The organism is Streptomyces venezuelae ATCC 10712, assembly GCF_008639165.1.
GTDB lineage: Bacteria > Actinomycetota > Actinomycetes > Streptomycetales > Streptomycetaceae > Streptomyces > Streptomyces venezuelae.
The window spans coordinates 6,687,781-6,711,837 of the sequence record NZ_CP029197.1; the positions used below are offsets into that span (position 1 = coordinate 6,687,781).

Consider the following 24,057-nt stretch of genomic DNA (forward strand, 5'->3'; position numbering starts at 1 on the left):
GGGTCGGTGGGTGGCCCCGCGCAGGGCGTGCGTGCGGGGGCGGTGGGTGGCCCCGCGCGGGGCCGGCGGTCCGTGGGTGGTCGCACCGCGCGGGGCCGGCGGTCCGATGGGGCCCCGCGCGGGGCGTGCGTGCGGGGGCGGTGGGGGGATCCGGCGTCCTCAGACGGCCGGGTCGGTGTCCTCGGCGGCGGCCGTGACCGTGATGGCCGACGCCGGGCACACCCCGGCCGCCACGCGCACCGCCGCGTGCTGCTCCCGCGCCGGGCGGGCGGCGAGGAGGGTGACCAGGCCCTCCTCCTGGTCCTGGTCGAAGACCTGAGGGGCGGTCAGGGCGCACATCCCGGCCCCGAGACAGCGCGCGCGGTCGACTCGTACGTCCACGGGATCAGACCTCGTCCCAGGTGACGGGCAGCCGGTGCACGCCGTACACGTTCATCTCGGTCCGCAGCGGCACCTCCTCGGCCGGCACGTCGAGCCGCAGCGTGGGGAACCGCCTCAGCAGCGCGGGCAGGGCCACCGTCATCTCGACGCGGGCCAGTTGCTGGCCCAGGCACTGGTGGATGCCGTGCCCGAAGCCCAGGTGCCCCGTGGCCTTGCGGTGTACGTCGAGGGTGTCGGGGTCGGGGAACCGCTCCGGGTCCCGGTTGGCGGCCTCAAGGGAGAGGGTGACGCTCTCGCCCGCCCTGATGAGCACGCCTTCCACCTCGACGTCCTCCAGGGCGGTCCGCACTCCGGTGTGGGCGACGGTCAGATAGCGCATCAGCTCCTCCACGGCGCCCGGGGCAAGGGCCGGGTCCGCGCGCAGCGCGTCCGCCTGTTCCGGGTGGGTGAGGAGCGCGAACGTTCCGTGGGCGATCATGTTGGCGGTGGTGTCGAGGCCGGCGGCGAGCAGGAAGCCTCCGACGCCGACGAGTTCCTCGTCGGTGAGGTCGGAGTCCTGGGCCAGGTCGCCGAGCAGGTCGTCGGAGGGCTCGGCCCGCTTGGCCGCGACCAGCTCCGCCATGTACCCGAGGAACGCGGTGAACGCGGCCTCCATCTCCTCGGGCGACACGTCCATCGACATGATCGTCTGAGCGTGCTCCTGGAAGCGCTCGCGGTCCGCGTACGGCACGCCGAGCAGCTCGCAGATCATCAGCGCGGGCAGCGGTCGTGCGAAGGCCTCGACCAGGTCGACGCCCGGGCCGCCGCGCTCCATCGCGTCCAGGTGCCCGGCGGTGAGCTCCGCGACCCGGTCGGTGAGCTGCCGCATCCGGCGGACGGTGAACTTGCCGGTGAGCAGCCGCCGGAAGCGGGTGTGCTCGGGTGCGTCCATCCCGGTCATGTCGCCGACGGGGGCGGGTGCCGGCGGGCCCTCGGGGCCGCCGGGGAAGGGGTAGTGCATCAGCTCGTACCGCGAGCTGAACCGGGGGTCGCCCAGGACGGAGCGCACCGCGGCGTGGCCGGTGGCCAGCCAGCCGATGTGTCCGTCGGGGTACGTCATCCGGGCCAGCGGGCCGGTGGCGCGGACCTCGGCGAGTCCGGCGGGCGGGTCGAAGGGGCAGCCGGCGGCTCGCCCGGTGGGAAGCGTGACGGGTGCGGTGGCAGGGGTCTGTTCGTTCTGCACGTTGTCCTCCGTGATGAGAAGCCCGGCCGGGTTGTACGCCGGGCCGGGGCGGGGCCGGAGGGCGGTCGCCGGGTCGAGGCATGGCGGTGCCGTCCTCCTGGCCCTCATGGGTGTCGGCGCAGGGGGAGCGTGGGTGTGGGGTGAAGGGTGAAGGGGGGCCGGAGCCCCGCCGGTCTCGGTCCGGGGCTAGCGGGCCCAGCCCCGGATGCTCAGGCCGTCCCGGGTGGCCGGGCCGGCGGGGCGGGGCGTGCCGTCGCCCGGTTCGAGGGCCCGGGCCGCCGCCCGTACGAGCCAGGCGTTGGTCGACAGGCCCTCCTGGCCCGCCGCGTCGTCCACCCGGGCCTTGAGGTGGGTGGGGAGCCGGAAGTTGATGCGGGCCGTGCCGCCCTCGTCACCGTCGCCCGGGAGTGGTGCCAGTGGCGCCATGGATGGCGCCAGCGGTGCCAGCGGTGTGGCCGTGTCCGTGCCGGACGGCTGCGGGGGCGTCACCACGAACTCGGGGTCCAGTCCCCGCAGTCGCATGTCCACCGACCCCGGGGCCAGTTCGCGGGTGATCTCCGCCGACGCGGCCGACAGCGCGTCGAGCAGGGTCAGCCGGGCGGCCGACTCCAGTGGGGCGGTCAGCCGTACGGCCAGGGCGCGGGCCTCGTCCCCGCCGGCGTCGGCGGCGGCCGTGAGTTCGCCGCGGAGGTGTTCGACGTACGGGGTCAGGTCCATGTGCACGATAGTGACACCAATGTGGCGCCATCGCAAGCCATCATGGCGCCAGATGGCATCACGTGGCGCAATGTGGCGCCAGATGGCGTGAACTGGCGTGCTGGATGTGCTGGGCGGGTCATGGCGGGGCTGGGGGCGCGACCCGGCGAGCCACCCGCACGCCGACGCGATCCGCGTGCACCGCCGGCCGGCGGGCGGAAGCGCCCCTACGCCGAGGCCTGCCCCCGCCCCCCGCCGCCGCCGTTCGTCGGCGGATACGTTGGGCGCTGCGGTATCGACGGCGAACCCTGCGGTGACGGCAGCGGCGGCAGGGACGGCTGGTGCAGCCAGGCCGAGAGGAGCTCGGCCACCGGCTCGTCCGCGTAGCGGGCCACGTGCGCGGCGAAGACCGCCGTGGTCACCACGCCGTGGCGGTGCACCGTCGCCCAGTCGCGCAGCATGCGGAAGAACGCGCGGTCGCCGAGAGCGCAGCGGATCGCGTGCACGGTGAGGCCGCCGCGCTCGTACAGCCGGTCGTCGAACATCAGCTTGCGGCCGGGGTCGGCGAGCTTCAGGTCCTGCGGCTGGGCGGACAGCATCCGGTGCGCGGCGGCGGCCAGTTCCTGCGCGCCCCGGCCGCCGGAACGCTCCGACCAGAGCCACTCGGCGTACTTGGCGAGCCCCTCGTTCAGCCAGATGTGCCGCCAGTCGGCGATGGTCACGCTGTTCCCGAACCACTGGTGCGCCAGCTCGTGGGCGACGAGCCGCTCGGAGCCGCGCGCCCCGTCGACGTGGTTGGCGCCGAAGAGGGAGAGCCCCTGGGCCTCCACCGGGACGTCGAGCTCCTCGTCGGCGACGACCACCGCGTACTCGCCGAACGGGTACGGCCCGAAGAGCTCCTCGAACAGCTGCATCATGGCGGGCTGCCGGGCGAAGTCGCGGGAGAAGCGCGGCAGGAGGTGCGCCGGTACGTGGGCGCTCTGCGGCACCCCGCCGAGCCCCGGGTCGCCGAGCAGCACCGTCTGGTACATGCCGATCGAGAGGCCGACCAGGTAGCTGGAGGTGGGCGCGGACTGCTCGTACACCCATGTGGTCGTGCTGGCCTTGGTCGTCCGGGTCAGCAGCCGCCCGCCCGCCACCACGGTGTACGCGGAGGGGGTGTTGACCGAGATCTGGTACGAGGCCTTGTCGGCGGGCCGGTCGTTGCACGGGTACCAGGAGGGCGCGCCGACGGGCTGGCTGGCCACCAGCGCTCCGTCGGTCAGCTCCTCCCAGCCGAGCCCGCCCCACGGGCTGCGCACCGGCCTGGGGTTGCCCGCGTAGTGCACCTCCACGGTGAAGGCGGCGCCGGCGGGCAGCGGCTTGGCCGGGCGGACCCGGAGCCTGCCGCCGCGGTGGGTGTAGTGCGGCGCCCGGCCGTCCACGAGGATCCGGCCGACCCTGAAATCGGAGAGGTTGAGGTGGAACTCGCTGAGCGGCGCCCGGCCGGCGATCGCGCTGAGCCGGGCCGTCCCCGCGAGCCGGTTGGGGCCGGGACGGTACTCCAGGGCGAGTTCGTACCGGTGCACTCGGTAACGGGAGTCGCCGTGGTCCGGGAAGTACGGGTCCGTCGCCGTTGTCCGCTCGCCGCCCACTGCCGCTCCCTGCCCTGTGCTGTGCTCGCGCGGCCCGTTCAGGCCCGCCACGCCTCGATCGGATTGCCCAGCCAGCGGGTGTCGGCGGGGACCGATTCCCCGGCCATCACGAGAGACGCGGGCCCCAGCGTGCTGCGGGCCCCGACCGAACTGCCGGGCAGGACGATTCCGCCCGGGCCCAGCGTGGCGCCCTCGCGGAGGACCACAGTATCCGTCCTCAAGATCCGGTCGTGGAAGAGGTGTGTCTGCAACACACAGCCCCGGTTCACGCTGACCGCGTCACCGAGGACGACCAGGTCGGCCTCGGGCAGCCAGTAGCTCTCGCACCACACGCCCCGGCCGATCCGCGCCCCGAGACCGCGCAGCCACAGGGACATGACCGGCGTGCCGGGCACCGCGCCGATCAGCCACGGCACGGCGAGGACCTCGACGAACGTGTCGGCCAGCTCGTTGCGCCACACGAAGCCGCTCCACAGCGGGTGTTCGCCCGTCCGGTGCCGGCCGACGAGCAGCCACTTGGCCGCCACCGAGACCAGGCACGCGGCGGCGCCGGCCGCGAGCAGCACGGCGCCGGACAGCAGCGCCGCGACCCCGGCCCCCCGGCCGGCGGCGGCGAGGGCGCACAGGGCCGCCACCGTCAGGACGGCGAGGGCGGCCGAGCAGAACACCGGGACGAGCCGGAACAGCTCCACGAGTCCGCGCGCCCACAGCAGCCGCGCGGGCGGTTCGTACGTCCTGCTGCCGTCGGTGTCGGCGGCGGACCGGGGCAGCCTGACCGGCGGCAGGCCCAGATACGAGCTGCCCTTCTTCGCCTTCTTCGGCGTCGCGGACAGCACGCCGACCAGACCGTCGTCCGGCACCGTACGGCCCGGCGCGGTCATCCCGGAGTTGCCGAGGAAGGCCCGGCGGCCGATCTCGGAGTGCCCGATGCGCACCCAGCCGCCGCCCAGCTCGTACGGGGCGGTCAGCGTGTCGTCGGCGAGGAACGCGCCCTCGCCGACGGTCGTCAGGCTCGGCAGCGCGAGCACCGTCGACACCTCGGCGCCCCGGCCGATCCGCATCCCCAGCAGCCGCAGCCACACCGGGGTGATCAGCCCGGCGTACAGCGGGAAGAGCGTCTCCCGTGCCAGGTCCATCAGTTGCGTCACCGTCCACGCCTGCCAGGCGACCCTGCTGTGCGCGGGGTGGCTGCCGGTGCGCAGACCGAGGCTCAGCAGCCGTACGGAGACCAGGACGAGCGCCGCGTACGCGAAGCCGTACGCGAGCGCCCCGGGCACCACGGCGAGCAGCGCGCCCCGCAGCGCCTCGGCGAGCCCGGCGCCGGCGGGCACGAAGCGGCTCGCGACCAGCAGCGCGGGCAGCGCCGCGAGCACCGGCAGCGCGGTGAGCAGGAATCCGGTCGCACCGTAGACGGCCCGCCAGCGGACCCTGCGCGCCGGCCGCTCCTTGGGCCAGTTCCGCTTGGCCTTGCCGAGCTTGCCCGCGGGGGCTCCGGCCCAGCGCTGGCCGGTCGGGATCTGTCCGGCCACGGCGGAACCGGGCGCCACCTCGGCCCGCTTGCCGACCCGCGCGCCGGGGAACAGCATGCTGCGGGTGCCGACCACCGCGCCCGCGCCGACCTTGACCGGCCCGATCTCCAGCCGGTCGCCGTCCAGCCAGTAGCCGGACAGGTCCACCTCGGACTCCACGGCGCAGCCACGGCCGAGCTTGAGCATGCCGGTGACCGGCGGCAGCGCGTGCAGGTCCACCTCGGGGCCGACCTTGGCGCCCAGCGCCCGGGCGTAACGTTCCAGCCAGGCACCGGTGAGCGAGGTCGCGCCGACGCACTCGGCGAGCCGCTCGGCCGTCCACAGCCGCAGATGGACGCTGCCGCCGCGCGGATGGCGGCCCGCCTTCACCCCGCGCAGCAGCAGCCGGGCGCCGCCCGCCGCGATCGCGAGCCGGCCGGGCGGGCTGAAGAGCAGCGCCGCGCCGGCGGCGACGAGCCACCACGAGGCGGTCGGCGCCCACGGGTACGCCCCGAACCGGTGCAGGACGTTGCCCAGGGCGAGCAGCGCCACCGTCCAGCGCAGCCCGACCACGGTGAGCAGGGGGAGCAGCAGGACGCTCTGGAGGAGTTTCGTCCGGAACGGCACCGGTGCGACGGTCCGTACGGCCCCGTCGTCCTGGACGGACCTCTCCAGGCGCCGGGCCAGCTTGCGCAGGGTGGGCTGCTGGTAGATGTCGACGACGGCCGCGCTCGGATAGCGGGTGCGCAGCCGGGTGGTGAGCTGGGCGGCGGCGAGGCTGTTGCCGCCGATGGCGAAGAAGTCGTCGGCGGCGCCGGTGACGGCCACACCGAGGGTCTCGGCCCACTGCTCGGCGAGCCAGGCCTCGGTGCCGTACAGCTGCTCGGCGGGGCCCGCGGTCTCCAGATCGGGCAGGGGCCAGGGCAGCGCGTCCCGGTCGACCTTCCCCGAGGTGCGGGTCGGCAGCTCGGCGACCGGCGCCAGCAGCGGTACGAGGGCGGCGGGGAGTTCGGCGCGCAGCCGCTCGACCGCGGTCGCGTGGTCCCAGCCGTCCTGGGTGACGAGATAGCCGACGAGCAGCTGGTTGCCGCCGCGCGCGGTCCGGACGGCGGCGGCCGCTCCGGCGACGCCCGGCAGGGCCTGGAGGGCGGAGTCCACCTCGCCCAGTTCGATGCGGCGGCCGCCGAGCTTGATCTGCTCGTCGCCGCGGCCGAGGAAGACCAGGCCCTCGGGCTCGGCGCGGACGAGATCGCCGCTGCGGTACGCGCGCTCCCAGCCGAGCGACTCCAGCGGGGCGTACTTCTCGGCGTCCTTCTCCGGGTCGAGGTAGCGGGCGAGGCCGACGCCGCCGATCACCAGCTGGCCGCTGCCGCCCATCGGCACGGGCTCGCCGGACTCGTCGACGACGGCCAGCTCCCAGCCGTTCAGCGGGAGGCCGATCCTGATCGGCTCCTCGCCGGTCAGGAGGGAGGCGCAGGCGACGACGGTGGCCTCGGTCGGGCCGTACGTGTTCCACACCTCGCGGCCCTCGGTGACCAGACGCTGGGTCAGTTCGGGCGGGCAGGCCTCGCCGCCGAAGATCAGCAGCCGGACCTCGGCCAGGGCCTCCGGCTCCCACAGCGCGGCGAGGGTCGGCACCGTGGAGACCACGGTGATCTCCTGCTCGACCAGCCACGGCCCGAGGTCGGCGCCGCTGCGCACCTGCGAGCGGGGTACGGGGACGAGGCAGGCGCCGTGGCGCCAGGCGAGCCACATCTCCTCGCAGGAGGCGTCGAAGGCGACGGAGAGGCCCGCCATGACGCGGTCGCCGGGGCCGATCGGCTCGTCGACGAGGAAGAGCGCGGCCTCGGCGTCCACGAAGGCGGCGGCGCTGCGGTGGCTGACGGCGACGCCCTTGGGCCGGCCCGTCGAGCCGGAGGTGAAGATGATCCAGGCGTCGTGCTCGGGGCCGGGCCGCGCGGCGGGCGCGCCCTCCCCGTCCCGGCCGGTGGCGTCGATCCGCTGCCCGGCGCCGACCACGGCCCGCACCCCGGCCTCGCCGAAGACCAGTTCGGCGCGCTCGTCGGGGTCCTCGGCGTCGACCGGCACATAGGCGGCGCCCGCGGCGAGGACGGCGAGGACGGCCACGTACAGCTCGTTCGTCCCGGAGGGGACCCGGACGCCGACCCGGTCGCCGAGGCCCACCCCGGCGGCGGCGAGGGCGCGGCGCCGCCGCTCGACCTCGGCGGCCAGCGCCCGGTAGGTCAGCCGAGCGGTGCCGTCGTCCAGGGCGAGCTCGTCGGGGTGGTCCCGGACGGAGGCCTCGAAGACGTCGACGAGGGTGCGCACGGGGGCGGCGGGTCCTGCGGTGAACCGGGCCGCCTTGCCGGACTCCTCCCGCGTGGCCCCGTCGTCGAGCAGAGTGGTCTCACCGCGCTCAGGTGTGGCTGCCATCGGACCTCGCGTCTCGTTCCCGGCAACGTCCGGGTCGCCGGCGGAGCCCGGGTCTGCCCAGGTTGTTCCGTTCCGGCGCCAACACAGCCCGCCAGTCTAGTGCGACCCCCCGGTTTCTCCCGCGAATGTCTTGCGCGTGGCCGGTTCGGGGCGGTAATGGGGGGCCGTTCGGCGGATCGGCGGGACGACGGGTCCGTGAAGGATCGGTGCGGGACCGGCGGGCCGGTCGCTTCCGGTCAACTAGCGGCAAACCGCGAAAGGTTCACGAAGGCCTGCGTCACAGTGGGATGAAACGATCACTGGGGCGCGGCTTTCGGAGCGGGATGCGGTGAGGACACAGTTCGCAGTACTCGGCGAGATCGAGGCGCGCGTCGACGGCAGGCCCGTCGGGCTCGGGCACCCACGCCAGCGGTCCGTACTGGCCGCGCTGCTCGTCGACGCCGGCCGCACCGTCTCCGTCGACCGGCTCGGCGACCGCGTCTGGGGCGAGCGGCCGCCCCAGCGGTGGCGCCCCACGCTCTACAGCTACGTCTCCCGGCTGCGCCAGGCCCTGGAGCCGGCCGACGGCGACGGAGTCCGGATCCGCCGCGAAGCCGGCGGGTACCGGCTGGCCGGCGAGGCGTCGGAGATCGACCTGCACCTGTTCCGCGAGCTCGTCGCAAAGGCCCGCCGGAGCCCGGACGACGACGGCGCGGCCGACCTGCTCGACCAGGCCCTCCGGTTATGGCGAGGACCGGCCTTCGGCGCCCTGGACACGCCCTGGTTCACCGCCCTCCGCGAGACCCTCCACCACGAGCGCTTCACCGCCGAACTCGACCGCAACGACATCGCCCTGCGCCACGGTCACCACGCGCACGTCCTCCCCGGCCTCACCGCGCACGCCACCGCCCACCCCCTGGACGAACGCGTGGCCGGCCAGCTCATGCTCGCCCTCCACCACTCCGGACGCCCGGCCGACGCGCTGCGGCAGTACCGGCGGACCCGCCGCGCCCTCGCCGAAGAACTCGGGATCGATCCGGGCCCGCCGCTCCGGGAACTGCAGCGACGCATCCTCGCCGCCGACGCCTCCCTCGCCGCCCCCGTCCGGGCGGCCCCCGCGAACCCCACCCCGGTGCCGCGTCAACTCCCTGCCCCGCCCGCCCTGTTCACCGGCCGCGACGAGGAGCTGGGACAGCTCACCAAGTCCCTCGCGGACCGGCCGGAAGGCACCCTGGCGCTCTCGGTGATCTGCGGCCCCGGCGGCGTCGGCAAGAGCTGGCTGGCCGCCCAGTGGGCCGACCGGAACATCCAGCGGTTCCCCGACGGGCAGCTGTACGCCAACCTGTACGGCTTCGACCCCAGCACCCCGCCGCTGCCCCCGCACGTGGCCCTGCGCGGCTTTCTGGAAGCCCTCGGCGTCGCCCGCGACCGCGTGCCCACCGACCCCGGGGCCCAGTCCGCCCTGTACCGGAGCCTGCTCGCGGACCGGCGCGTGCTGGTCGTCCTGGACGACGTCCGCGACGCCGAACAGGTACGCCCGCTGCTGCCCGGCAGCGCCTCCTGCACGGTGCTCGTCACCAGCCGCAACCGCCTGTCCGCGCTGGTGGCCGCGCACGGCGCCCGGCTGCTGCCGGTGGACGTCCTCAGCCCCGCGGAGGCGTACGCACTCCTGGAGGGCCGGCTGGGTGCCGAGCGCACCTCCGCGGAGCCCGCGGCCGTCGCCGCGATCGTGGAGCACTGCGCCGGTCTGCCGCTCGCCCTCGGCATCGTGGCCGCCCGCGCCGCCCTGTACCCCGACTTCCGGCTCGCCGTCCTCGCCGAGGAACTCGTCAGGGCCGCCGACCGCCTCACCGCGCTCGACCCCGGAGACGTGGCGGTGAACGTGCGCGCCGTCCTCGCCGCCTCCCACCGGGCCCTCACCCCCGACGCGGCCCGGCTGTTCTCCCTCCTCGGCCTGGCGCAGGGCCCGGACCTCGGCCTCGCGGCCGCCGCCGGCCTCGCGGGACTCCCGCCGGCCGGGACCCGCGTGCTGCTGACCGAACTGGAGGGCGCGCACCTCCTGCGGCAGCACCGCCCGGGGCGGTACCGGATGCACGACCTCGTCCGCCTGTACGCGACCGAGCTCGCCGACGGCCTGCCCGCCGAGCAGGCCGCGTCGGCCCGGGCCCGGCTCCTCGACCACTACCTCCACACCGCGTTCGCCGCCAACCTCCTGCTGGACGGCCCGTACACGCCGTTCCGGCCCGAACCGGAACCTCCCGCCGCCGGCAGCCGCCCCGTCACCCCCGACGACACCGCGGCGGCGCTCCGGTGGTTCCACGACGAGCACGAGTGCCTGCTGGCCGCCCAGTCGCAGGCCGCCGCCCTCGGACGGCACCGGGTCGTCTGGCAGCTGGCGTGGACGCTCATCTCCTACCACCTGGGCGGACACCGGCTGCAGGAGTACGGCACGGTGTGGCGGGCCGCCCTGGCCGCGGCCGAACACGACGGCGACGGCGCGCGGACGCTCGCCCACTGGCGCCTGGGATTCGCCGACGCCCGGGCCGGCGACCACCCGAGGGCCCTCGACCACCTGCACCGCGCCCTCGCCCTGGCGGAGCGGAGCGACGACCTCGCGGCGCGGGCCCACATCTACCGCACCCTCGGGCGCGTCTGGGAGGAGCGGGGCGACGACGAGCGCGCCCTCGACCACGCGACGCACGCGCTGCGCCTGTACCAGGAGGTCGACCATCCGCTCTGGCAGGCGAACCAGCTCAACGCGGTCGGCTGGATGCACGCCCGGCTCGGCCGGCACACGGAGGCACGCGCCCACTGCGAGCGGGCCCTCGCGCTGTTCCGCGCGGAGGGCCTGCCGGCCCACGGCGCGTCGACCCTGGACAGCCTGGGCTACATAGCCCACCGGACCGGCCGGTACCGCGACGCCCTGGACCACTACGGGCAGGCCCTGGAACTGTTCCGGGAGGTCCACGACACCGCCAACGAGGCCGACACCCTCGCCCACGCCGGTGACACCCACCGCGCCCTGGGGCAGGACGCGGACGCGCGCGACGCCTGGCTCAGGGCCCTTGAGCTGTACCGGTCCCAGGACCGCGCCGCCGAGGCCGACGACGTCCGCGGCCGCCTGGAGGCGCTCGGCGACGCGTAGCCGCCGCCCGGGCGCCCCCGACCCCCGTCGCGGCGGGCGCCCACGCCTCCGGCGTCCGGTCAGAACCAGGCGCTGCACCCGCTGTTGCAGACCCGGACGTGGAACTTCGCGAGGTCGCTGAAGCCTCCGCTGGTGCTGCCGCCGCGGTCGGTGACGGTCACTACGCTGCCGTCGTAGTAGGCCTGCGCGTACACGCGGGAGGAGGCGCTGCCCACCGAGAAGTCGCCGTAGTACAGACCACCGCCCTGCGAGTAGTAGTGCTTGCACACATAGGCGGAGCCGCCACCGGGGGCGCTCATGGTCTTGCAGCCGCCGGCCGCTTCGGCCGACCCCGGCATGATCATGAGACCGGCGGCCGCGGCGGTGGCGGCCAGCAGTGCGGAAAGCGTTCGCTTCATGGAGGTTTCCCTTCTCGACGCCGTTGCACGAGGCGGGCGAGGGCCGTGCGCCTTCGCCGGGAACCACCCTGCCGACCGGGCCCTGCGGAAACCTTGCCCCGACCTTGAACGCCCTGGTGGAGGGGTGTGACCCGCGCCGCGCGCGTCGCCGCCGCGTGCCCCCCGCCCCGCGTGCGCGACCGGCGCCGCCGGGCCCCGGCTGCGGCGGGCTCCGTGGGAGATGAGAGGGTCTTGCGGGTGAGCGAGACACCGACGAACACCCTGCAATACCGCCTCGACGGGCGGGAAGACGCTCCGGTCCTGGTACTCGGACCCTCGCTGGGGACCACGTGGCACATGTGGGACCGGCAGATACCCGAGCTCACCCGGGACTGGCGGGTCGTCCGATTCGACCTTCCCGGGCACGGCGGGGCGCCCGCGCGGCCCTTCACCTCCGTCGCCGAGCTCGGTGACCGGCTGCTCGCCACCCTCGACGCCATCGGCGTGCAGCGCTTCGGGTACGCGGGCTGCTCCCTCGGCGGGGCCGTCGGTCTCGACCTGGCCCTGCGCGCGCCCCACCGGGTCGCCTCCCTCGCGCTGGTCGCGACCTCGCCCCGGTTCGGCAGCGCCGACGAGTTCCGCCAGCGCGGAGTCATCGTCCGGGCCAACGGTCTCGAACCGATGGCCCGCACCGCGCCCGAGCAGTGGTTCACCTCGGTGTTCGCCGGCGCGCAGCCCGCGATCGTGGACTGGGCCGTACAGATGGTCCGCACCACGGACCCCGCCTGCTACGTCGCCGCCTGCGAGGCCCTCGCCGTCTTCGACGTACGCGAGGCCCTGGACCGGATCACCGTCCCGGCCCTCGTCCTGGTCGGCTCCGAGGACCAGGTCACCGGGCCCGCCGAGGCCCGCACCCTGGTCGCCGGGATCGCCGACGCGCGGCTCGCGGTGGTGCCCGGCGCCTCGCACCTGGCGCCCGTCGAGCAGCCCGCCGCCGTCACCGATCTGCTCGTCGACCACTTCGCCGGTACGGCCCCCGACACCAGCGGCCCGCTGACCGTGCCGCCGATGCCGGCCGCGCCGGTGCCGGTGGCCGAGCCCGCCCCGGCCGCCGAGCCCGCCGAGGCGGGTCGCCCCGACCCGTACGAGAAGGGGCTCGGGCTGCGGCGCGAGGTCCTCGGCGACGCCCATGTCGACCAGGCCCTCGCGGACGACCCCGAGGGCGGTTTCCAGGAGCTGGTCACCCGGTACGCCTGGGGCGAGGTCTGGAGCCGGGAGGGGCTCGACCGGCGCACCCGCAGCGTCGTGACCCTCACGGCGCTCATCGCCGGGGGCCACCGGGAGGCCCTCGCCGACCACACCCGCGCCGCCCTCCGCAACGGCCTCTCGCCCGACGAGCTGCGCGAGATCGTCCTCCACGCGGGCGTGTACTGCGGCTTTCCCGCCGCCGAGACCGCCCTCCGGGTGGTGGGCCGGGTCGTCGAGGAGGAGACAAGGCCTCCGGCGTAGCCTGGCCGCGTGAAGCTGACGAAGAAGTCCCACGCGTGCGTCCGGCTGGAGAAGGACGGGCGGACGCTCGTCATCGACCCCGGCAATTTCACCGAGGAGGACGCGGCCCTCGGGGCGGACGTCCTGCTCGTCACGCACGAGCACCCCGACCACTTCGACGAGGGCCGGCTGCGGGCGGCCCTGGAGGCCGACCCGGCCGCCGAGCTCTGGACGCTGCGGAGCGTCGCCGACCGGCTCTCGGCGGCCTTCCCCGGCCGGGTGCACACGGTCGGTCACGGTGACTCGTTCACGGCGGCCGGGTTCGACGTGCAGGTGCACGGCGAGCTGCACGCCGTGATCCACCCGGACATCCCGCGCATCACGAACGTGGGGTACCTGGTCGACGACGGCGCCGTCTTCCACCCCGGGGACGCGCTCACCGTGCCGGACCACGCGGTGGACACGCTGCTGCTGCCCGTCATGGCGCCGTGGAGCAAGATCTCCGAGGTCATCGACTACGTCCGCGAACTGGGGCCGCGCCGGGCGTACGACATCCACGACGCCCTGCTCACCGACCTCGCCCGGCCCATCTACGACCGGCAGATCGGCGCGCTCGGCGGCACCGACCACCAGCGGCTCGCCCCGGGCGCCTCCGCCGAGCTCTGAGCCGGGCGGCGGCCCGCCCGGCGCCGCCCGCGCCCGGCACGGCGTCGATTGTCGGACCCCGCACGTAGGCTTGCCCTCATGCGCATCGCCACCTGGAACGTCAATTCGATCACCGCCCGGCTGCCCCGGCTCCTCGCCTGGCTGGAGAGCAGCGGCACGGACGTGCTGTGCGTCCAGGAGACCAAGTGCACCGCCGAGCAGTTCCCCACCGAGGAGCTGCGCGCCCTCGGGTACGAGTCGGTGGTCAACGCCACGGGCCGGTGGAACGGCGTGGCCCTGGTCTCCCGCGTCGGCCTCGCCGACGTGGTCACGGGGCTGCCGGGCGGCCCGGAGTACGACGGGATGGACGAGCCCCGCGCGATCTCCGCGACCTGCGGCCCGGTCCGCGTCTGGTCGGTCTACGTGCCGAACGGCCGGGAGGTCGCCCACGAGCACTACGCGTACAAGCTGCGCTGGCTGGAGGCGCTGAAGGCGGCCGTCGCGGAGGACGCGGCGGGGGACCGTCCCTTCGCTGTCCTGGGTGACTACAACATCGCGCCGACCGACGACGACGTCTGGGACCGGGCCGCCTTCGAGGGCCTCACCCACGTGACGGAGCCCGAGCGGGCCGCGCTCGCCGGCCTGCGCGAGGCCGGTCTGTCCGACGTGGTCCCGCGCCCCCTGAAGTACGACCACCCCTTCACGTACTGGGACTACCGCCAGCTCTGCTTCCCGAAGAACCGGGGCATGCGCATCGACCTGGTCTACGGCAACAAGCCCTTCGCCGAGGCCGTCACGGACAGCTATGTGGACCGTGAGGAGCGCAAGGGCAAGGGCGCCTCGGACCACGCGCCCGTCGTCGTCGACCTCGACGTCAAGGCCTGATCCGAAGGGCAGCCGCCGGACACGGCGGGCGCACGGGGCGCCCGGCGGCGGAAACGATCTCCGCGCGCCGGGTGGTCGACCAGGAGGTGGCGGTGCGACGCTGGTCGGATGAACATCCCGTTTCTGGACAACTGGCGCAAGCGGCACGAAACCGAGCCGGCCGACTCCCCGCTGGCCGCTGCCTTCGACCGTGACCCCGACGGGGTGGCCGAGCTGCTCGCCGAGTGCGAGCTGCTGCGCGCCCGGGTCGCGCAGTCCGGGGTGGAGCTCGACGACACCCCGCGCTCCCTCCAGGAGCTGGACCAGCTGCCGCCGCGCTGGCGCGACGACCCGGAGGAGCTGCCCTGGATCGGGAACGACGCCGGGCTGTACCTCGGCACGGTCGTCGTGCGGAACGTGCCGGGTGCCCGCTGGCAGGTGTGGCCGGGCGGCGGCCCGGTGGTGCGGCTGGCCTCCGGCCGGGAGATCCAGGTCGTCGAGGCCGGTCTCGACTGGGCCATGACGGGGTCGCCCGAGCTCTCCCAGGTGTACGCCGAGGCCGCCGAGTACTGATGACGTCGCCGCGCTCGCGGCGGGCCCGCACGACCGCTCACGCCACCCTTTTGCAGTAAATACGGCTTATTGCGGTTTCATGCGTGTCGGGCGTGAAGTCCCTTTTCTGGTGGATAGTTTGCGCTGACTCGACACCGCTGAGAAATGGGGCAGGGCAGCGTATGGCCGTCGTCGATCCGCTGATCGAACTGCGTGGCGTCAACAAGCACTACGGCACGTTGCACGTCCTCCAGTCCATCGATCTCACCGTCGGCCGGGGGGAGGTGGTCGTCGTCATCGGCCCGTCCGGCTCCGGCAAGTCCACCCTCTGCCGGGCGATGAACCGCCTGGAGACCGTGGAGTCGGGCGAGATCGTCATCGACGGACAGGCCCTCCCCGAGGAGGGCAAGGCGCTCGCCCGGCTGCGCGCCGAGGTCGGCATGGTCTTCCAGTCCTTCAACCTCTTCGCGCACAAGACCGTCCTCGCGAACGTCTCCCTCGCACAGATCAAGGTCCGCAAGCGCAAGAAGGAGGACGCCGACCGGCGGTCCCGCGAACTCCTCGACCGGGTCGGCCTCGCCGCCCACGCCGACAAGTACCCCGCCCAGCTCTCCGGCGGCCAGCAGCAGCGCGTCGCCATCGCCCGCGCCCTCGCCATGGACCCCAAGGCGCTGCTCTTCGACGAGCCGACCTCCGCCCTCGACCCCGAGATGATCAACGAGGTCCTTGAGGTCATGCAGCAACTCGCCCACGAGGGAATGACGATGGTGGTCGTCACCCACGAGATGGGCTTCGCCCGCTCCGCCGCCAACCGGGTCGTCTTCATGGCCGACGGGAAGATCGTCGAGGACCGCGCGCCGGAGGACTTCTTCACCGCCCCGCGCAGCGACCGCGCCAAGGACTTCCTGTCCAAGATCCTCAAGCACTGAGCGGGGTGGGAACCATGCAGCGCACGCACCACACCCCGGCCCTGCTCGCCCTGCTGCTCGCCGTGACGGCGGCGCTCGGCGGCTGCGGCCGGGAGGGCAGCCCACCGGTCAAGGGCCCACAGCCCGACCAACTCCCCGTCTACCAGGTTCAGTCGGGCTTCACGCTGCCCGACTCCAGCACCTGGAACCGGGCGAAGAAGCGCGGCCACCTCGTCGTCGGCGCCAAGGAGGACCAGCCCTACATGGGCGAGCGGGACCCGGCCACCGGCCGCTACTCCGGCTTCGACATCGAGATCGCCAAGATGATGGCGGCCTCCCTCGGCTTCGACCCGGCCGGCATCTCCTTCCGTACGATCGCCTCGGCCAACCGCGAAACCGCCCTGCAGAACGGGCAGATCGACTACTACGTCGGCACCTACACCATCAACGACAACCGCAAGAAGCTCGTCGGCTTCGCCGGCCCCTACTACCTGGCCGGCCAGTCACTGCTCGTCCGCACCGACGAGAACGACATCCACGGCCCCCAGGACCTCGCGGGCAAGCGGGTCTGCTCGGCCGCCGGCTCCACCCCGTACCAGCGGATCCAGAAGGACTACCCGAAGGCCGAACTCGTCGCCTACGACACGTACTCGGCCTGCGTCGACAACCTGCTCACCTACCAGGTCGACGCCGTCACCACCGACGACACGATCCTCATGGGGTACGCGGCCAAGGTCCCCGACGAACTCAAGGTCGTCGGCAAGCCGTTCTCGAAGGAGCCGTACGGCATCGGCGTCCCGCGGAACGACAACGCCCTGCGCTTCGCCCTCGACGACGCCCTCGCCGCCCACGAGAAGAACGGTGACTGGAAGAAGGCCTACGACGCCACCCTCGGCCTCTCCGGGGTCCCCGCGCCGAAGCCGCCCGCCATCGACCGCTACCCGGCGAGCTGACCGGAGGAGCCTCCCGACATGGACGTCCTGACCGACAACTTCTCGCTCTACGGCGAGGGATTCCTCGGCACCGTCGAACTCACCGTCTACGCCTCCGCGCTGGCCCTGGTCCTCGGCTTCCTCATGGCCTCGTTCCGGGTCGCGCCCGTGGGATCCTTCCGCGTCTTCGGCACCGTATGGGTCACCGTGCTGCGCAACACCCCGCTGACGCTGCTCTTCTTCGCCGTCATGCTGGGCCTGCCCCGCTTCGGACTCGTGCTGCCCTTCGAGCTGTTCGCGGTCCTCGCGCTCGGCTGCTACACCTCGGCGTTCATCTGCGAGGCGCTGCGCTCCGGCATCAACACCGTGCCACGCGGCCAGGGCGAGGCGGCCCGCAGCCTCGGGATGACCTTCAGCCAGACCCTCGGCACGGTCGTGCTGCCACAGGCCTTCCGCACGGTCATCCCGCCGATCGGCTCCACCTTGATCGCGCTCGCCAAGAACTCCGCCATCGCGGGCGCCTTCAGCGTCACCGAACTCCTCGGCACCTACAAGACCTTGAGCGAACTCGGCTACAACATCGTCTGGACCTTCGTCTGGATCGCCGTCGGATACCTGATCATCACCCTCGGCATCAGCGCCCTGTTCAACGTCCTGGAGAAGCGCTGGGGAGTCGCCCGATGACCGAGTCCACCGCCCTCTACGACCTCCCCGGCCCGCACGCCCGGCGCCGCCACCTCCTCTACGGCCTCGCGTCCACCGTGGTGATCCTCGCGCTGGCCGGCTGGATCCTCTATCTCCTCTTCGACAACGACCAGTTCACCTCCACCAAGTGGTCGCCCTTCCTCTACCAGGGCATCCAGGAGCTGCTGCTGGAAGGACTCGGCAACACCCTGAAGGCCTTCGCCTACGCCGCCGTCCTCTCGCTGGCCCTGGGCGCGGTCCTCGCCACCGGGCGCCTCTCCGAGCACCGGGCGCTGCGCTGGATCTCGACGCTGCTCGTCGAGTTCTTCCGGGCCATGCCGGTCCTCGTGATGATCTTCTTCATCTTCGTGGCGCTCAAGGTGCAGGCGCTGCCCGCGCTCGTCGCCGGACTGACCCTCTACAACGGCTCCGTGCTCGCCGAGGTCTTCCGCACCGGCATCCACGCCGTCGCACGCGGCCAGGGCGAGGCCGCGTACGCGCTCGGCATGCGCAAGACCCAGGTCATGACCTACGTCCTGGCGCCGCAGGCCGTCCGCGCCATGCTGCCGGCCATCATCAGCCAGCTGGTGGTCGCCCTCAAGGACACCTCGCTCGGATTCCTCATCACCTACGAGGAGTTCCTGCACGCGGGCAAGCTGATCGCCTCCAACCTGGACTACGACCTGCCGTTCATCCCGGTCGTCCTGGTCATCTCACCGATCTACATCGGGATGTGCATGCTGCTCTCCTGGTTCGCCACCTGGGTGGCCAGGAGAGAGCGCCACAGCCCGAAGACGAAGGCCGTGGACGTCGCTCCGGCCGAACCACAGACGCTGCTGCCGGGACCGCAGTAGCGAGCGAGGGGCCGCACCCGCCCGGCAGCAGCCGGTGATCACTCCGAACGCAGCGGTACCGACACGTACGACGGGTCGGCCGACGGGGAGGAGAAGGTCAGCTGCGCGCCGGTCGGGTTGTGCTCCGCGTAGAGCGGGTCGACGGTGTCGACGACGAGGGCGAGCCGGTGCCCGGCCGGAACGTCGTACGCCGTGGAGAACAGCTCCAGATCGACCCCGAACGGCTTCCCCGGGGTCCGGTCGTGGAAGGTGTACGGCGCGTTGCTGACCAGCTTGCCCACGCCGAGCGGGCCCACGTCGTAGAGGTACGCGACGAGGGTGCCGCTCTCCTCGGTGGAGGTGACCGTGGTGTGCACCTTCACCGTGCCGCGCACCCGCTGGGGGCTGTCGGACCGCTCGGACTGCCACACCCCGGCGAAGGCGCGGGGGAGGAGGGGGACGGAGACGATCGGCGGGGTGCGGAGGAACTGGTCGAGGGCGTTGGTGAGCAGGACGGTGCCGCCGTTGGCGCCGGAGTCGACGTTCGCCCAGACCTTCTGCGTACCGTCGAGGCCGAACTTGCGCTGGTTGGCGTGCACGGACTTCCAGTCCGGGTAGCCCTCGTAGCCGCCCGTGGAACGGGACTTGAGCTGGACGGGCTGCTCGCGGTCGATGCCGTTGTCGGCGCCCTTGAGGTAGCGGTCGAACCAGCGGTGGGCGCTGGTCCAGGTGTCGTTGGGCAGCCCGAGCAGTCCGGTCGCCTCGGCGGTGGCGTGGTCGCCGGGGCGGAACTCCAGGCGCTTGGGGCCGGTGAGCTTCTCGAAGAAGCTCGCGTACTGGTTGGGCGGGAAGATGGTGTCGCCCCAGGCGTTGCCGAGCATGATCGCGGCGCCGTTGGCGTTGATCCGGTCCAGCTGCTCGGCGGCGGAGCGCTGCCGCCCCCAGGCGATCATGTCCTCCTCCTTGGCCAGGTTGGAGGAGAGGAAGTCGCCCAGGATCTGCTTGAGTTCGGGCCCCGGACGGCCGGTGAGGTAGCCGGCGCCGCCGAGCAGGGCGGCGGCCTGGAGGTGCTGGGTGCGGCCGCTGTAGATGGACTCGATGAGGTCGGCCCAGCCGCTGAGCGCGGCGACGGCCTTGATCCGGGGGTCGTGGGCGGCGGCGAGCAGGCTGATCCCGGCGCCGTAGGAGACGCCTGCCATGCCGATGTTCGCGGGGTCGGCGGCGGTGTGGGCCAGGGCCCAGTCGATCACCTTGGAGGCGTCGGCGATGTCCTTGGGACCCGCCGTCTCGATCTCGCCGCCGGACTGCCAGAAGCCGCGCGAGTTGTAACTCAGCACGATGTAGCCGGAGTCGGCGAGCTGCTGGGCCTGGGCGAGGTACTCGATCTGGGGCATGGCCCAGCTGGTGGGCAGCACGATGAGGGGGTGCCGGGCGCCGGCGGCGGACCCGGCGGGGGAGACGACGTTCGCCTTGAGGACGGTGCCGCCCTCGCCGGTGATGTCGACGAAGCGGATGCCGGTGCCGGCGGCCTGGCCGGCCTCTCCGGCCTGGGCGGCGGGGGCGAGCCCGAAGGCCGCGCCGGCCACGAGGGCGGCCGAGACGGCGAGGGTCAGGGGTGTACGGCGCACGGGTCACTCCTCACTGGGGTACTGCTGGGGAGGCAGTACGGCTGCACTGAATGGGGGGCAGTGAAGTGACCCGACGGTAACCTCAGGCACTTACCTGGGGTAACCGGTCGGTAAGTTACGTGGGGGTAACGATTGATGGCGGAGCGGCGCCCGAGGGGCGGCCCCGACGAGGGTCGCGAACTGTGCGTTCCGTCCTACGGGAACCGCCTCCGGCCTGCCATCATGGAGACGTCCTCAGCCCTGACGGGAGGCACGGTGGCGGAGCCGAGCGAGGTGCCCGACGTCTTCGACCCCCGGATCTACGCGACCGGGATCCCGCACGACCGCTTCCGCCTCCTGCGCGATCACGCCCCCGTCGCCTGGCAGGAGGAGCCCGAGATCCTCGGGTGGCCCGCCGGGAGCGGGTTCTGGGCGGTCACCCGGCACGCCGACGTCGTCCGGGTGCTCAAGGACTCCGGCACGTACTCCTCGTGTCTCGGCGCCACCCAGATACGCGACCCCGACCCCGCCGACCTCCCCTTCATCCGGCGCATGATGCTCAATCAGGACCCTCCCGCCCACGGCAGGCTGCGGCGCCTCGTGAGCCGGGCCTTCACCCCGGGGCGGATCGAGCGCTTCGAGGCCACCGTGCGGAAACGGGCCCGGCAGCTGCTCGCCGGGGCCGTCGACGCGGGCGAGGTCGACCTCGTCCGGGCCGTCACCGACGACTACGCCCTGCTCAACCTGACCGACCTGCTCGGGGTGCCCGCGAGCGACCGGGGCCTGCTGCACGCCTGGACCGAGCGCGTCATCGCGTACCAGGACCCCGACGAGCCGCCCGCCCTCGACGAGCGGGGGCGGCCGGTCAACCCGCGCTCGCCCGCCATGCTCGCCGAGATGTTCGGCTACGCCCAGGAGCTCGCCGCCCACAAGCGGGCCCGTCCCGCCGACGACGTGATGAGCGTGCTCGCCGGCTCCGCACTCGCCGACGCGGAACTGGAGATGTTCTTCTTCCTGCTGACCGTCGCCGGGAACGACACGGTCCGCGCCGCCGCCCCCGGCGGACTCCTCGCCCTCGCCGAACACCCCGGCGAACAGCGCAGGTTGTGGCGCGGCGAGGTCGACACCGGTACGGCGGTGGACGAACTCCTGCGGGTGCACCCGCCCGTGCTCTCCTTCCGGCGCACCGCCGCCACCGACACCGAGCTCGCCGGCCGGCCGATCCGCCGGGGCGACAAGGTCGTCGTCTTCCACGCCTCCGCCAATTACGACGAGCGCGTCTTCCCCGACCCGCACCGGCTGGACCTCAGCCGCGGTCCGAACCCGCACGTCTCCTTCGGCGACGGCCCGCACGTCTGCCTCGGAGCCCACTTCGCCCGGCTTCAGCTCCGGGTGCTCCACGAGGAACTGCGCCGCGCCTGCGGCGGCCTGGAGCTCGCCGGACCGCCCCGCCGCCTCGTCTCGAACTTCATCAACGGCGTCAAGTCGCTGCCGGTACGGCTTCGGGAGCCGTCCGCGCCGCCCGCGTGACGTCGGCCACCAGCTCGACGACATCGGGGCCGTACGCCTGGGAGTTGACCACCTTCAGGAGCAGCACGAAGGAGCCGGAGCGGTGGCGGCGGGCCAACTCCTCGTAATGGCGGGCGAGATAACGGGTGGCCGCCTGGTTGGTGATGGCCCGCTGGCCGCAGAAAAGGAACACCGGCCGGCACTCCTCGCCGGCCATGAGCCGGGCCAGGATCACGTACTCGGCGACCCCCGCCTCCATGCGATAGCGGTCCGCGCCGATCAGGAAGGAGCCCCGGTCCTCGCTCGGCTCCACGTCGATGTTCACCGTCAGACCCGGGAGCAGGGTCGCTATGTGCGCGGCCATACGTCTGTTCGAATAGGGGCCGCCGACGCAGAACTCCGTCCGGTCGCCGATGCCCTGGTGCGTCTGGTCCTGCGGCAGGATGCGCGAGTGCGCCCCGCAGTCCTTGATGAGCGCGCAGAGTTCGAGCAGCGCGAACACGTCGTACCGGTGCACCGCGCTGTCCCCGCCCGACTCGCGGTTCACCACGAGCAGGCACTCGGAGTTCCGCGGCAGCCCGAAGAAGTCCTGCTTGCGGTGGAGCCTCCGCCGCCAGAAGTACGTGCGGCCGAGCCAGCCGAAGGACGCGCTGACCCCGGTCGCGAGCACCCCGAGCACGATGTTGCGCAGGTCTTCGTTCATGGGCGCGCATGCTAGCGGGGAAACGGCCTCCTGTTCGAGGCGGTCCTGACGCGAGGGCCCGGGGGAAGTTACGCTGCGCGGACGGTCCTTGACTGGAGGTAGGGAATGCGTCGCTCCGCCGCTGGGAAGATCTCCGTTCTCGCCGTCGCGGCGACGGTGCTCTCGATGGGTGCCGCCGCCCCGCCCACGGCCCCACCCATCACACCGCCACCCCCCGTCAAGGAGCCCGTCGCCGTCGGCTACGGCGGGGCCGTCGCCAGCGTCGACGCCGACGCCTCGGCCGCCGGCGTCGAGGTGCTCCGCAAGGGCGGCAACGCGGTGGACGCCGCCGTCGCCGTCGCGGCCGCGCTCGGGGTGACCGAGCCCTACTCGGCGGGAATCGGGGGCGGCGGGTACTTCGTCTACTACGACGCGAAGAGCCGCACCGTGCACACCGTCGACGGCCGTGAGACCGCCCCGCGCTCCGCCGGCGCCGACCTCTTCGTGGAGAACGGCACGCCGATCCCCTTCGAGGAGGGCATGACCAGCGGCCGCGGCGTCGGCACCCCCGGCACCCCCGCGACCTGGAAGGCCGCGCTCGACGCCTGGGGCACCAAGCGGCTCGGCACCCTGCTCGAACCCGCCGAGCGGCTCGCCCGCGACGGCTTCACCGTCGACGCGACCTTCCGCGCCCAGACCGCGGGCAACGAGGCGCGGTTCCGCGACTTCCCGGCGAGCTCCGAACTGTTCCTGCCCGGCGGGCAGTTGCCGGTCGTCGGCTCCGTCTTCAAGAACCCCGACCTGGCCCGTACGTACAAGACGCTCGGCCGCGAGGGCGTCGGCGCGCTCTACCACGGGCCGCTCGCCCGGGACATCGTGAACACCGTCCGGACGCCCCCGGTCCGACCGGGCGCCACCCGCAAGGTCCGCTCCGGCGACCTGACGGAGCGTGACCTCGCCGCGTACCGCACCGAGTTCCGCAAGCCCACGAAGGTCTCCTACCGCGGACTCGACGTCTACGGCATGGCGCCCTCCTCCTCCGGCGGTACGAGCGTCGGCGAGGCGCTCAACATCCTGGAGGGCACCGACCTCGCGAGCGCGAGCCCGGCGCGCTATCTCCACCGGTACATCGAGGCGAGCCGCATCGCCTTCGCCGACCGGGGCCGCTGGGTCGGCGACCCCGCCTTCGAGCCCGTACCGACGCGCGGTCTGCTCTCCCAGCGGTACGCCGACGCGCGCGCCTGCCTCATCCGTGACGACGCCGCCCTGACCAGCCCCCTCCCGCCCGGCGACCCGAGCAGCCCGGTGCCGTGCGCGAGCGGCGGCACGGCGGCCCCGACCACCTACGAGGGGGAGAACACCACCCATCTCACGGTGGCCGACAAGTGGGGCAACGTCGTCGCCTACACCCTCACCATCGAGTCCACCGGCGGCAGCGGCATCACCGTGCCCGGCCGGGGCTTCCTGCTCAACAACGAGCTGACCGACTTCTCCTTCGCCCCGGCGAACCCGGCGGTGCACGACCCGAACCTGCCGGGACCCGGCAAGCGACCGCGCTCCTCCATCTCCCCGACGATCGTCCTCGACGGGCACGGCCGGCCCGTGCTGGCCCTCGGGTCGCCGGGCGGCGCGACCATCATCACCACCGTCCTGCAGACGCTCACCGGGGTCGTCGACCGCGGACTGCCGCTCGTCGACGCGATCGCCGCGCCGCGCGCCAGCCAGCGCAACCAGGCGACCACCGAGCTCGAACCCGCCCTGTGGAACAGCCCGGTGCGGGCCGAACTGGAGGCGATCGGGCACGGCTTCCGGCAGAACCCGGAGATCGGCGCCGCGACCGGCGTCCAGCGCCTGCCCGACGGCCGCTGGCTCGCCGCCGCGGAGACGGTCCGCAGGGGCGGCGGCTCGGCGATGGTGGTCCGGCCGACGGGGAAGTAGCGCGAGGCGCTTCCCGGGGGGTTCCGGCGGCGCCGGGCCG

Annotated in this window: 19 protein-coding genes; 11 read left to right on the plus strand and 8 right to left on the minus strand. The window is 73.4% G+C overall.

Annotated features, from left to right (window positions below):
* Window positions 1-159: 159 nt before the first annotated feature.
* The 5 genes from DEJ43_RS30745 to DEJ43_RS30765 form a co-directional block, all read right to left on the minus strand.
* On the minus strand, window positions 160-381 hold the full coding sequence (locus DEJ43_RS30745; RefSeq protein ID WP_015037318.1) for a ferredoxin: 222 nt from the start codon (window positions 379-381) through the stop codon (window positions 160-162).
* Between the two features lie 4 nt (window positions 382-385).
* Window positions 386-1,603 carry a cytochrome P450 gene (locus tag DEJ43_RS30750; RefSeq protein ID WP_041663074.1) on the minus strand — a complete coding sequence of 406 codons (1,218 nt, stop codon included), beginning with the start codon at window positions 1,601-1,603 and terminating at the stop codon, window positions 386-388.
* Window positions 1,604-1,789: 186 nt separating this feature from the next.
* Entirely contained in the window at window positions 1,790-2,320 is a 531-nt protein-coding gene (locus DEJ43_RS30755; RefSeq protein ID WP_015037320.1) for a hypothetical protein, read from the minus strand.
* Window positions 2,321-2,526: 206 nt separating this feature from the next.
* Complete coding sequence (locus DEJ43_RS30760) at window positions 2,527-3,933, minus strand: M1 family metallopeptidase (RefSeq protein WP_015037321.1); 1,407 nt, start codon at window positions 3,931-3,933, stop codon at window positions 2,527-2,529.
* Between the two features lie 38 nt (window positions 3,934-3,971).
* Window positions 3,972-7,874 carry a Pls/PosA family non-ribosomal peptide synthetase gene (locus DEJ43_RS30765; RefSeq protein WP_015037322.1) on the minus strand — a complete coding sequence of 1,301 codons (3,903 nt, stop codon included), beginning with the start codon at window positions 7,872-7,874 and terminating at the stop codon, window positions 3,972-3,974.
* Between the two features lie 328 nt (window positions 7,875-8,202).
* Here DEJ43_RS30765 and DEJ43_RS30770 point away from each other — a divergent pair, with 328 nt between their 5' ends.
* Window positions 8,203-10,998, plus strand: a complete 2,796-nt coding sequence (locus DEJ43_RS30770) for an AfsR/SARP family transcriptional regulator (RefSeq protein ID WP_015037323.1) — start codon at window positions 8,203-8,205, stop codon at window positions 10,996-10,998.
* 59 nt (window positions 10,999-11,057) lie between these two features.
* Here DEJ43_RS30770 and DEJ43_RS30775 read toward each other — a convergent pair whose 3' ends face one another.
* The gene (locus DEJ43_RS30775) at window positions 11,058-11,396 is read right to left on the minus strand and encodes a hypothetical protein (protein WP_015037324.1); all 339 of its coding nucleotides are present in this window, start codon (window positions 11,394-11,396) and stop codon (window positions 11,058-11,060) included.
* A gap of 237 nt (window positions 11,397-11,633) precedes the next feature.
* Here DEJ43_RS30775 and pcaDC point away from each other — a divergent pair, with 237 nt between their 5' ends.
* From pcaDC to DEJ43_RS30815, 8 genes are all read left to right on the plus strand, one after another.
* On the plus strand, window positions 11,634-12,884 hold the full coding sequence (gene pcaDC, locus DEJ43_RS30780) for a bifunctional 3-oxoadipate enol-lactonase/4-carboxymuconolactone decarboxylase PcaDC (RefSeq protein WP_015037325.1): 1,251 nt from the start codon (window positions 11,634-11,636) through the stop codon (window positions 12,882-12,884).
* Window positions 12,885-12,893: 9 nt separating this feature from the next.
* A complete protein-coding gene (locus DEJ43_RS30785; RefSeq protein ID WP_015037326.1) occupies window positions 12,894-13,529 on the plus strand; it encodes an MBL fold metallo-hydrolase in 636 nt (211 codons plus the stop codon).
* 78 nt (window positions 13,530-13,607) lie between these two features.
* Window positions 13,608-14,393 carry an exodeoxyribonuclease III gene (locus tag DEJ43_RS30790; protein WP_041663075.1) on the plus strand — a complete coding sequence of 262 codons (786 nt, stop codon included), beginning with the start codon at window positions 13,608-13,610 and terminating at the stop codon, window positions 14,391-14,393.
* Between the two features lie 108 nt (window positions 14,394-14,501).
* Window positions 14,502-14,945, plus strand: a complete 444-nt coding sequence (locus DEJ43_RS30795; protein ID WP_015037328.1) for a DUF6278 family protein — start codon at window positions 14,502-14,504, stop codon at window positions 14,943-14,945.
* 161 nt (window positions 14,946-15,106) lie between these two features.
* A complete protein-coding gene (locus DEJ43_RS30800; protein ID WP_015037329.1) occupies window positions 15,107-15,853 on the plus strand; it encodes an amino acid ABC transporter ATP-binding protein in 747 nt (248 codons plus the stop codon).
* Between the two features lie 14 nt (window positions 15,854-15,867).
* Entirely contained in the window at window positions 15,868-16,785 is a 918-nt protein-coding gene (locus DEJ43_RS30805; RefSeq protein ID WP_015037330.1) for a glutamate ABC transporter substrate-binding protein, read from the plus strand.
* 18 nt (window positions 16,786-16,803) lie between these two features.
* On the plus strand, window positions 16,804-17,448 hold the full coding sequence (locus DEJ43_RS30810; protein WP_015037331.1) for an amino acid ABC transporter permease: 645 nt from the start codon (window positions 16,804-16,806) through the stop codon (window positions 17,446-17,448).
* Window positions 17,445-18,302 (plus strand): amino acid ABC transporter permease, encoded by an 858-nt coding sequence (locus DEJ43_RS30815; protein WP_015037332.1) that lies wholly within the window; start codon window positions 17,445-17,447, stop codon window positions 18,300-18,302. Before DEJ43_RS30810 ends, DEJ43_RS30815 begins: the two co-directional genes overlap by 4 nt.
* Window positions 18,303-18,340: 38 nt before the next feature.
* Here the strand turns inward: DEJ43_RS30815 and DEJ43_RS30820 are convergent, their stop codons facing one another.
* Complete coding sequence (locus DEJ43_RS30820) at window positions 18,341-19,909, minus strand: alpha/beta fold hydrolase (protein ID WP_015037333.1); 1,569 nt, start codon at window positions 19,907-19,909, stop codon at window positions 18,341-18,343.
* 222 nt (window positions 19,910-20,131) lie between these two features.
* On the opposite strand from DEJ43_RS30820, the gene DEJ43_RS30825 reads away from it, so the two are divergent.
* On the plus strand, window positions 20,132-21,418 hold the full coding sequence (locus DEJ43_RS30825) for a cytochrome P450 (RefSeq protein WP_106433768.1): 1,287 nt from the start codon (window positions 20,132-20,134) through the stop codon (window positions 21,416-21,418).
* On the opposite strand, the gene DEJ43_RS30830 is transcribed toward DEJ43_RS30825, so the two are convergent.
* Window positions 21,369-22,100, minus strand: a complete 732-nt coding sequence (locus DEJ43_RS30830; RefSeq protein WP_015037335.1) for a hypothetical protein — start codon at window positions 22,098-22,100, stop codon at window positions 21,369-21,371. The two genes, DEJ43_RS30825 and DEJ43_RS30830, sit on opposite strands and share 50 nt — an antisense overlap.
* Window positions 22,101-22,205: 105 nt before the next feature.
* Between DEJ43_RS30830 and ggt the strand changes: the two genes are divergently transcribed.
* Window positions 22,206-24,017 carry a gamma-glutamyltransferase gene (gene ggt, locus DEJ43_RS30835; protein WP_015037336.1) on the plus strand — a complete coding sequence of 604 codons (1,812 nt, stop codon included), beginning with the start codon at window positions 22,206-22,208 and terminating at the stop codon, window positions 24,015-24,017.
* Window positions 24,018-24,057: the final 40 nt, after the last annotated feature.

Bases quoted from the DNA above. Each gene is read 5' to 3' on its own strand.
- DEJ43_RS30755 (WP_015037320.1), bottom strand. From the start codon at position 2,320: ATGGACCTGACCCCGTACGTCGAACACCTCCGCGGCGAACTCACGGCC.
- DEJ43_RS30765 (WP_015037322.1), bottom strand. From the start codon at position 7,874: ATGGCAGCCACACCTGAGCGCGGTGAGACCACTCTGCTCGACGACGGG.
- DEJ43_RS30775 (WP_015037324.1), bottom strand. From the start codon at position 11,396: ATGAAGCGAACGCTTTCCGCACTGCTGGCCGCCACCGCCGCGGCCGCC.
- DEJ43_RS30790 (WP_041663075.1), top strand. From the start codon at position 13,608: ATGCGCATCGCCACCTGGAACGTCAATTCGATCACCGCCCGGCTGCCC.
- DEJ43_RS30795 (WP_015037328.1), top strand. From the start codon at position 14,502: ATGAACATCCCGTTTCTGGACAACTGGCGCAAGCGGCACGAAACCGAG.
- DEJ43_RS30800 (WP_015037329.1), top strand. From the start codon at position 15,107: ATGGCCGTCGTCGATCCGCTGATCGAACTGCGTGGCGTCAACAAGCAC.
- DEJ43_RS30805 (WP_015037330.1), top strand. From the start codon at position 15,868: ATGCAGCGCACGCACCACACCCCGGCCCTGCTCGCCCTGCTGCTCGCC.
- DEJ43_RS30810 (WP_015037331.1), top strand. From the start codon at position 16,804: ATGGACGTCCTGACCGACAACTTCTCGCTCTACGGCGAGGGATTCCTC.
- DEJ43_RS30815 (WP_015037332.1), top strand. From the start codon at position 17,445: ATGACCGAGTCCACCGCCCTCTACGACCTCCCCGGCCCGCACGCCCGG.
- DEJ43_RS30825 (WP_106433768.1), top strand. From the start codon at position 20,132: ATGGAGACGTCCTCAGCCCTGACGGGAGGCACGGTGGCGGAGCCGAGC.
- DEJ43_RS30830 (WP_015037335.1), bottom strand. From the start codon at position 22,100: ATGAACGAAGACCTGCGCAACATCGTGCTCGGGGTGCTCGCGACCGGG.
- ggt (WP_015037336.1), top strand. From the start codon at position 22,206: ATGCGTCGCTCCGCCGCTGGGAAGATCTCCGTTCTCGCCGTCGCGGCG.